At 37.1% G+C, this 10,000-nt stretch carries 7 protein-coding genes; all 7 read left to right on the forward strand.

The window, feature by feature from the left end:
- Positions 1 to 1,350, forward strand: coding sequence for a chromosomal replication initiator protein DnaA (gene dnaA, locus I5435_RS00005; protein WP_337983046.1), 1,350 nt, complete (start codon positions 1 to 3; stop codon positions 1,348 to 1,350).
- Positions 1,351 to 1,518: 168 nt separating this feature from the next.
- The gene (dnaN, locus tag I5435_RS00010; RefSeq protein WP_024364627.1) at positions 1,519 to 2,655 is read left to right on the forward strand and encodes a DNA polymerase III subunit beta; all 1,137 of its coding nucleotides are present in this window, start codon (positions 1,519 to 1,521) and stop codon (positions 2,653 to 2,655) included.
- Between the two features lie 173 nt (positions 2,656 to 2,828).
- A complete protein-coding gene (yaaA, locus tag I5435_RS00015) occupies positions 2,829 to 3,053 on the forward strand; it encodes a S4 domain-containing protein YaaA (RefSeq protein ID WP_024364626.1) in 225 nt (74 codons plus the stop codon).
- A 3-nt stretch (positions 3,054 to 3,056) separates the two neighbouring features.
- On the forward strand, positions 3,057 to 4,172 hold the full coding sequence (gene recF, locus I5435_RS00020) for a DNA replication/repair protein RecF (protein ID WP_024364625.1): 1,116 nt from the start codon (positions 3,057 to 3,059) through the stop codon (positions 4,170 to 4,172).
- A gap of 91 nt (positions 4,173 to 4,263) precedes the next feature.
- The gene (gyrB, locus tag I5435_RS00025; protein ID WP_051147787.1) at positions 4,264 to 6,198 is read left to right on the forward strand and encodes a DNA topoisomerase (ATP-hydrolyzing) subunit B; all 1,935 of its coding nucleotides are present in this window, start codon (positions 4,264 to 4,266) and stop codon (positions 6,196 to 6,198) included.
- A gap of 25 nt (positions 6,199 to 6,223) precedes the next feature.
- Positions 6,224 to 8,692: a DNA gyrase subunit A gene (gene gyrA, locus I5435_RS00030; RefSeq protein ID WP_024364623.1), complete on the forward strand. Its 2,469-nt coding sequence runs from the start codon at positions 6,224 to 6,226 to the stop codon at positions 8,690 to 8,692.
- A gap of 146 nt (positions 8,693 to 8,838) precedes the next feature.
- Positions 8,839 to 9,927, forward strand: a complete 1,089-nt coding sequence (locus I5435_RS00035; RefSeq protein ID WP_024364622.1) for an HD-GYP domain-containing protein — start codon at positions 8,839 to 8,841, stop codon at positions 9,925 to 9,927.
- The last annotated feature ends 73 nt before the right edge of the window (positions 9,928 to 10,000 follow it).

Below are 10,000 nucleotides of genomic sequence, written 5' to 3' on the forward strand. Positions count from 1 at the left end.
TTGGAACATTTAGAAGAATTATGGAATAATGTCCTGGCTCAAGTTGAACAAAAAATTTCTAAACCAAGCTTCGAAACGTGGCTAAAGTCTACTAAATTACTTTCTTACAATGGAAGTGGTTCAACCGTGACAATAGCGGCGCCAAATTCGTTTGCTCGAGACTGGCTTGAAAATCATTATATTCATTTGATTACAGGTATATTAACGGAGCTAACAGGCGAAGACTTGCTTATTAAATTTGTTGTTCAAAAAAACCAGGATTCGGACGATTTTGACTTACCAGCGCCGATTATCCAAGCAAAAAATAACGACCATCATGATATTTCACCAGGGATGTTAAATCCGAAATATACATTTGATACGTTTGTTATTGGCTCTGGAAACCGCTTCGCACATGCTGCATCGTTAGCTGTTGCTGAAGCCCCTGCAAAGGCTTATAACCCATTCTTTATATATGGGGGCGTAGGGCTTGGCAAAACGCATTTAATGCACGCAATTGGCCATTATGTGTTAGAACATAATCCAAACGCAAAAGTCGTGTACTTATCATCAGAAAAGTTTACAAATGAATTTATTAACTCTATTCGCGATAATAAAGCACTCGATTTTCGCAACAAATATCGTAATGTAGATGTGCTGCTAATTGATGATATTCAATTCCTTGCTGGAAAAGAATCGACTCAAGAAGAATTTTTCCATACTTTTAACACATTACACGAGGAATCAAAACAAATTGTCATATCAAGTGACCGTCCACCTAAGGAAATACCTACTTTAGAGGATCGCTTACGTTCTCGATTTGAGTGGGGGCTAATTACAGATATAGCTCCACCTGATTTAGAAACTCGTATCGCTATTCTACGAAAAAAAGCAAAAGCGGACGGTTTGGATGTACCAAACGAAGTAATGCTCTATATTGCGAACCAGATTGACTCCAATATCCGGGAGCTTGAAGGTGCGCTTATTCGTGTCGTAGCTTACTCTTCGTTAGTGAACAAGGATATTACAGCTACATTAGCCGCTGAAGCATTAAAAGATATCATTCCTAATGCAAAACCTAGAACTGTGACAATTTTAGATATTCAAAACGCAGTAGGAGAGCACTTTAATATTCGTTTAGAAGATTTTTCAGCTAAAAAACGAACTAAGCTAATCGCCTTTCCTCGACAAATTGCGATGTTTTTATCACGCGAATTAACAGAGTTCTCGCTGCCGAAAATTGGCGAAGAGTTTGGTGGTCGTGACCATACTACTGTTATCCATGCGCATGAAAAAATATCTTCTTTGTTGAAAAATGACGTTCAACTGCAACAAGATATTAAACAAATTCGTAGCATGCTAGGGAAATAAACTTGTGGACAACTCTAATTTTTAAACACAAACTTATACACAGTCTATCTACATGTGGATAGACTGATTTTATTCACCTAGAAGCACTTATCCACAAATCCACAGGACCTATTACTATATCTTTTTATATTTAATAAATAAATAATATAAATATGTGAGGGAAAACAAATGAAATTTGATATTTTACGTGACCGTTTACTAGAAGGTTTAAATGATGTCATGAAAGCCGTAAGTTCTAAAACAACAATTCCGATATTAACGGGGATTAAAATTGATGTAACAAACGAAGGAATTCGTCTAACTGGTAGTGATGCAGATATTACAATTCAAACATTTATCCCAGTAGAAGAAGATGGACAACAAATTATTCACATTGCGGAAACTGGTTCAATCGTTGTACAAGCACGTATGTTCAATGAAATTGTTCGTAAATTGCCGACAAACGAGGTTGAAATTCAAGTAACGACAGGTTTCCAAACGCATATTCGTTCAGGAAAATCAGAATTCCATTTAATTGGCTCTGATGCTGCTGAATATCCTTTATTACCTGAATTAACAGAGGATCAAAAATTTACTATTCCTGCAGACTTACTAAAATCAATTATCCGTGAAACAGTATTCGCAGTGGCGACTTCTGAAAGCAGACCCGTGTTGACAGGTGTAAACTGGCAGATTAAAAACGAAACATTAATCTGTGTTGCAACAGATAGCCACCGTTTAGCAAGACGTAAAGTACAGTTAGAAGATTTACCTGAAGTTGAACATAGTGTAGTTATTCCTGGTAAAAGTTTAAATGAGTTAAATAAGGTGTTAGAAGATTCTACAAATCTTGTCCAAATTGTTATTACAAGTCAGCAAGTATTATTTAAAACAGGAGATGTATTATTCTTCTCTCGTTTACTTGAAGGGAACTACCCAGATACATCACGTTTAATTCCAGAAGAATATCAAACAAATGTAACGATTAACGGTAAAGCTTTATTACAAGCAATTGATCGTGCATCACTTGTCGCACGAGGAGATCGTAATAATGTCGTGCGCTTCGAAATATTAGATAGTCAAGCGGTTGAAGTTTCATCGAATTCTCCAGAGATAGGTAAAGTACAAGAAGAAATACCTGTGGAAGCATTAGAAGGGGATAACTTAAAAATTTCCTTTAGCGCTAAATACATGATGGAAGCATTGAAAGCAATTGATGGTCAAGATGTGGTTATTCAATTTACTGGTGCGATGAGACCATTTATTTTACGCTCTGTTCATGATGATGCAATTCTGCAACTAATTTTACCAGTTCGCACATATTAATCATCTAATTTCTATTAGTTGTATTATATAGAATAAATTGGATTTTAAGTTATGTTCATTTGCTTTGATAAACTTTGGGATAGTCGCTCGTTGCGGCTATCTTTTTTTACTTATGAAGCATTTTTAGGTATGATAGAGAGATAGACATTCTGTATTTGGAGGGTAACACAGCTATGAAAGACATTGAAATCGATGTAGAGTTTGTCACGTTAGGGCAACTTTTAAAAATGACTGATGCGATTAGCTCAGGCGGTATGGCAAAATGGTTTTTACACGAAAATGATGTTTACGTAAATGGCGAGGTAGATGATCGCCGTGGTCGCAAATTACGTAACGGAGATGTTGTAAATATTCCTGGATGTGGCCGGTTCCGAATTGTTGGGCCCACTGGACAATAAATTATGCATATTGAGCAGTTAAAACTTACAAATTACCGCAACTATGATGCGTTAACGTTAAAATTCTCTCCAAAAATAAATGTATTTATTGGTGAAAATGCCCAAGGAAAAACAAATGTGATGGAATCCATTTACGTATTAGCGATGGCTAAATCACATCGCACGACGAACGATAAAGAATTGATACGTTGGGATTCAGACTATGGTAAAATAGAAGGGGCCGTTCAAAAAAGGCACGGTATTTTACCAATAGAGCTTACCATTACGAAAAAGGGCAAAAAGGGTAAAATTAATCATATTGAACAAAGTCGTCTTAGTCATTATATTGGTCAAATGAATGTGGTTATGTTTGCGCCAGAAGATTTAAATGTTGTTAAAGGGAGCCCGCAAATACGACGACGTTTTATTGATATGGAGATTGGGCAAATTTCGCCCGTCTACTTACATGATTTATTAACCTTTCAAAAGATTTTAAAACAACGCAATCATTATTTGAAAATGAATCAGGGTAAGATAATGACAAACGACGTGATGTATGATGTTTATAATGAGCAGTATATTCACGCAGCTACCCAAATTATTCGAAAAAGATTTCAATTTATGGATTTATTACAAGAGTGGGCAGAGCCGATTCATGCAGGAATTTCACAAGGTAAGGAAACTTTAATGATTAAATACCGCACAGTAGCAGGTATTGATAAAGGACAGACTGCTAGTGAAATGGAAGATCTCTTACTGAAAAAGTTAGTAGAGGCAAAGAATCGTGAATTTGAGCGTGGTGTCACGATGGTTGGACCACATCGAGATGATTTACAATTTTTAGTGAATGGCTATGATGTGCAAACATATGGCTCACAAGGGCAACAACGAACAACTGCTCTGTCATTAAAGCTCGCCGAAATTGAGTTAATTAAACAAGAAACAAATGAAACACCCATTCTACTTTTAGACGATGTATTGTCGGAACTCGATGATTATCGCCAATCGCATTTATTAAATACCATTCAAGGTGAAGTCCAAACCTTTGTAACGACTACAAGTGTTGATGGAATTCATCATGAGACGATGGAACATGCTCAGCTGTTCCACGTGAAACAAGGTGCGATTGAAGAAAGTTAGCCAGGGAGTTTTTTAGATTATAAAAGAATGGTAATAGTCAGCTCGGTTGACTGTTCATTCATTTACACACAATGATGTTATGAAGGAGTAGATGGAAGCCGTGGCTATAGAAAACGAAGGTTTACAAGATCAAGCGTATGAAGCCGATCAAATACAGGTATTAGAAGGTTTAGAAGCGGTTCGAAAAAGACCGGGGATGTATATCGGTTCAACAAGCTCTAAAGGACTTCACCATTTAGTATGGGAAATTGTTGATAATAGTATAGACGAAGCACTTGCAGGTTTTTGTACTGATATCTCAGTTACGATTGAAAAAGACAATTGGATTCGTGTAGAAGATAATGGTCGAGGAATTCCTGTCAGTATTCAAGAAAAGATGGGTAAACCAGCTGTCGAAGTCATTATGACAGTGCTCCATGCCGGTGGTAAATTCGGCGGTGGGGGCTATAAAGTATCAGGCGGTCTTCATGGTGTAGGGGCATCAGTAGTAAATGCTTTGTCAGTTGAGACAATTGTTCAAGTTCATCGCGAGGGACAAATCCACGAAATAAAATTTGAACGTGGTCAAACAACACAGGCATTAACTGTTATTGGTGAAACCGATCATAACGGAACAACTACTCGTTTCAAAGCAGATCCTGAAATTTTCAAAGAAACAACAGAATATGAATTCGATATTTTAGCACATCGTATTCGCGAATTAGCCTATTTGAATCGCGGTATTCGAATTACAATTGCAGATGAGCGTGAAGATGAGATACGTTCCACTACATATCATTATGAAGGTGGTATTCGTTCTTATGTAGAGCACTTGAACAAGTCTAAAGAGCCTATCCATGAGCCAATTGATGTTCTTGGCGAAAAGGACGGTATTTCTATTGAAATCGCCATGCAATATAATGCTGGTTTTTCATCGAATATTTTCTCGTTCGCAAATAACATCAATACGTATGAAGGTGGTACACATGAGTCAGGCTTTAAAACAGCACTTACGCGTGTTATCAATGATTACGCGCGTAAAAATGGCTTATTAAAAGAAGCTGATACGAACCTTACAGGTGAAGATGTTCGCGAAGGGTTAACGGCTATTATATCTATTAAGCACCCTGATCCTCAATTTGAGGGACAAACGAAAACAAAGCTTGGTAACTCCGAAGTAAGCCAAATTACGAATGCGTTATTTTCAGATGGTTTTGAACGTTTCATGTTAGAAAATCCAACTGTAGCGCGAAAAATTATCGATAAAGGTTTAATGGCAGCTCGGGCACGTGTGGCAGCCAAAAAGGCACGCGAATTTACACGCCGCAAATCAGCGCTTGAAGTATCAAGCTTACCGGGTAAACTTGCTGACTGTTCTTCTACAAACCCAGCTGAATGTGAAATTTACATTGTAGAGGGTGACTCTGCCGGTGGTTCGGCGAAATCTGGACGTGACCGTCACTTCCAAGCAATTTTACCTTTACGTGGTAAAATTTTAAACGTGGAAAAAGCACGATTAGATAAAATATTATCCAATGCTGAAATTCGAGCAATGATTACAGCCTTCGGTACTGGTATTGGGGAAGAATTTAATTTAGAAAAAGCGCGTTATCATAAAATTATTATAATGACCGATGCCGATGTAGATGGAGCACATATCCGTACATTATTGTTAACATTCTTCTTCCGTTTCTTAAGACCTTTAGTAGATGCTGGTTATATTTATATTGCACAGCCACCACTTTATCAAGTGAAGCAAGGGAAGCATGTTGAATATTGCTATGATGATATTGCGCTACAAGAGATTTTAGAGCGACTGCCAAACATGCCTAAGCCTGTAGTTCAACGCTACAAAGGTCTTGGTGAAATGAATGCGGAGCAACTGTGGGATACAACAATGGATCCAGAGCACCGCACATTATTACAAGTGGAATTAGATGATGCAATTAAAGCGAACGAAGCATTCGAACGCTTAATGGGCGATGAAGTAGAACCTCGTCGTCAATTTATCGAAGAAAATGCGGTATACGCTAATTTAGATATTTAATTTTTCTTGAGGGGAGGTCTACACTTTGTCAGAACAAGAACGCTCCGGTGTTAAAGGAGTTAATATAACAGAAGAAATCGAAACATCCTTCCTCGATTATGCAATGAGTGTAATCGTTTCGCGTGCATTACCAGATGTACGCGATGGATTAAAGCCAGTTCATCGTCGTATTTTATACGGCATGCAAGAGTTAGGAAATACAGCAGATAAAGCGTACAAAAAATCAGCACGTATCGTTGGGGATGTAATGGGTAAGTACCATCCACATGGTGACTCTTCAATTTACGATGCCATGGTACGTATGGCACAAGATTTTAGTTATCGTTACATGCTTGTTGATGGTCACGGAAACTTTGGTTCTGTTGATGGCGACGGAGCAGCTGCGATGCGTTATACAGAATCGCGTATGTCTCGTATTGCAATGGAAATGCTTCGAGATATTAATAAAAACACAATTGACTATACTGATAACTATGATGGCTCTGAAAAAGAACCGGTCGTTTTACCAAGTCGCTATCCAAACTTATTAGTAAATGGAGCGGCAGGAATTGCGGTTGGTATGGCAACAAACATTCCTCCACATAATCTAGGGGAAACGATTGATGGAGTGTTAGCACTATCTGAAAATCCTGCAATTACTACGGAAGAATTGATGGAAATTATTCCAGGACCGGATTTCCCAACTGGTGGATTGATTTTAGGACGCAGTGGTATTCGTCGTGCCTATGAAACAGGCCGTGGTTCCATTATTATTCGAGCTAAAGTAGAAATCGAACAAAAGTCAAACGGTAAAGAAACAATTCTTATTCATGAATTACCTTACCAAGTAAATAAGGCAAAATTAATTGAAAAGATTGCTGAGCTAGTTCGCGATAAAAAAATCGATGGCATTACCAATCTACGAGATGAATCTGACCGCCGTGGTATGCGTGTAGTTATTGAAATACGAAAAGATGCCAATGCAAATGTCGTGTTAAATAATCTTTATAAGCAAACAGCGATGCAATCAAGCTTTGGTGTTAATATGCTGTCTTTAGTAAATGGACAGCCAAAAGTAATGGGCATTAAAGAGATGCTGTATCATTATTTAGAGCATCAAAAAGTCATCATTCGCCGCCGTACTGAATTCGATTTAAAGAAAGCAGAAGACCGTGCTCATATTTTAGAGGGCTTACGAATTGCTCTAGATCATATTGATGAAATTATTGCGATTATCCGCGGTTCTCGTAGTGGTGAGGAAGCTAAACCGCAATTAATGGAACGGTTTAATTTATCTGAACGTCAAGCCCAAGCAATTTTAGATATGCGTTTAGTACGTTTAAGTGGCTTAGAACGAGAAAAAATTGAAGCAGAATATCAAGAGTTACAAGTGCTAATTGCTGAATTAAAAGCAATCTTAGCCGATGAAGCTAAAATTGTTGAGATTATTCGCACTGAAATATTAGAACTGAAAGAGCGCTTCAATGATGCCCGTCGTACAGAGATTACATCTGGCGGTATGGAAATGATTGAGGATGAGGATTTAATTCCTGTAGAAAATTCAGTTGTTACGTTAACGCATAATGGCTATATTAAGCGCTTAGCTGCCAATACATATCGCAGTCAAAAGCGCGGTGGTCGTGGTGTACAAGGAATGGGAACTAATGAGGATGACTTCGTCGAGCACCTTATGAATACATCTACGCACGATACTATATTATTCTTCACGTCTAAGGGGAAAGTATTCCGTGCTAAAGGTTACGAAATTCCGGAGTACGGTCGCACGGCGAAAGGTTTACCAATCGTTAACTTACTGAATATCGATAAAGGTGAGAAAGTTACGGCAATGATTCGTGTTGATTCATTTGACAAGGATGCTTACTTTATCTTTACAACGAAAACAGGTATTTCAAAACGTACACCTGTATCTCAATTTGCAAATATCCGTACGAATGGCTTAATTGCTATTAGTTTACGAGAAGATGATGATTTAATTGCTGTTCGTTTAACGGATGGTATGAAGCAAGTGATTATCGGAACGCGTGACGGTATGCTTGTTCGTTTCCAAGAGGATGATATTCGTTCAATGGGACGTACAGCAGGTGGGGTACGTGGTATTAAGCTACGAGAAGGCGATGAAGTAGTTGGTATGGAAATCGTGGAACCTGGACAAGAAATTTTAGTCGTTACCGAAAAAGGCTATGGTAAGCGTACAACTGAAGAGGAGTATCGTTTACAAAGTCGTGGTGGCGTTGGTTTAAAAACAATTCAAATTACCGATAAAAATGGTCCTATGGTGGCTGTTAAAACTGTTGATGGTTCTGAAGATTTAATGCTTATTACAATCAACGGAATGCTGATACGTATGGATGTCAATGATATTTCATTAATTGGTCGTAGTACTCAAGGTGTTCGTTTAATTCGTTTAGGGGATGACGAACTTGTTGCAACTGTTGCAAAAGTTGAAAAAGAAGACGAAGAGGCCACTGATGAAAATGAGGAAATAGAAGAATAAAAAATAACCGATGAAGACAGCGTTTGTTGCTGCTCATCGGTTTTTATTATATATCGTGAAAAATAAGTAATAATTTAGAAATTCGTGATAATATATAAATAGACCTTAGTTCAAGTAAGTGAAATAGTAAAGAGGTGTTTAATTTCGTGGAAACGGTACATGTCCCAATTTCAGAATTACGTATTGGAAAAGTTATTTCTGAAGATATTTTTGCTAATACACAATATCCAATAATTTTTAAAGATACAGTAGTATCACATGAGCATTTACAAGTTTTTAGCGCATTTAATATTTCAAGAGCTCCTGTATACAAAGATAATTTAAAAGAAGTTTCAGTAGAGACTGAAAAAGAAATAGATTTTGCTTTCCAACCAGAAGCTGTTCCAACGTTTAAAAGAGTTTATAGTAATTCTGTTGAACAATTTAAGAAAGAGTTTAAAAATTGGGAAGCTGGTGCGAAGGTAGATATTACAAAAGCACGTTCGATCATTTTGCCATTATTGGATATGGTCTTAGAAGATCGTACAATTATTTTTAACTTAAACGAATATTCGAATCCAAAAGATTATTTATACCACCATTGTGTAGGAACAGCACTGATTTCTTCTGTAATCGCTCAAAAATTAGGTTACGATAAAGGGTTAACTATTCAAATTGCAATTGGCGGTCTACTAGCAGATTGCGGTATGGCTAAAATTCACCCACGTATTCGAGATAAAAAAACTACATTAACTGAACAAGAATTTTCAGAGATTCATAAACATCCTATATATAGTTATAACATGGTAAAGGATTTAACAATCTTAAAAGATACAATTAAAGAAGCCATTTTCCAGCATCATGAGCGCTTAAACGGAAGCGGATATCCTAAAGGTGAGAAAATCGCAAACATATCGGTTTTTGCGCAGATTATTGCAGTCGCCGATGTTTTTCATGCTATGACATGTGAGCGTGTTTATCGCTCCAAACAATCCTCATTTAAAGTAATAGAAATGATTAATGAGTCTGAGTTTGGAAAATTTGATATTAAAGTAGTAAGAGCGTTGATTGACTTAGTGGCAGACTTACCAATTGGAACAATTATTGAACTTTCTAATCTAGAACGTGGTGAAGTAATGTTCGTTAATAGATATGCACCTACACGTCCTATTATTAAATTAAGTATTACAGGTGAAATTTTTGATTTAGGAAAAAATCGTACGTTTTATATTTCACGAATAATTACAAATGAATAGAGTAAATAAAGAACTAATAAGGCAGTCATAAAAGAGTTGTGATTGCCTTATTACTCCGTTGTTCTATTAGAGT

The sequence above is a fragment of the Lysinibacillus sp. C5.1 genome (assembly GCF_016350185.1).
In the GTDB taxonomy this organism is placed as follows: domain Bacteria; phylum Bacillota; class Bacilli; order Bacillales_A; family Planococcaceae; genus Lysinibacillus; species Lysinibacillus sphaericus.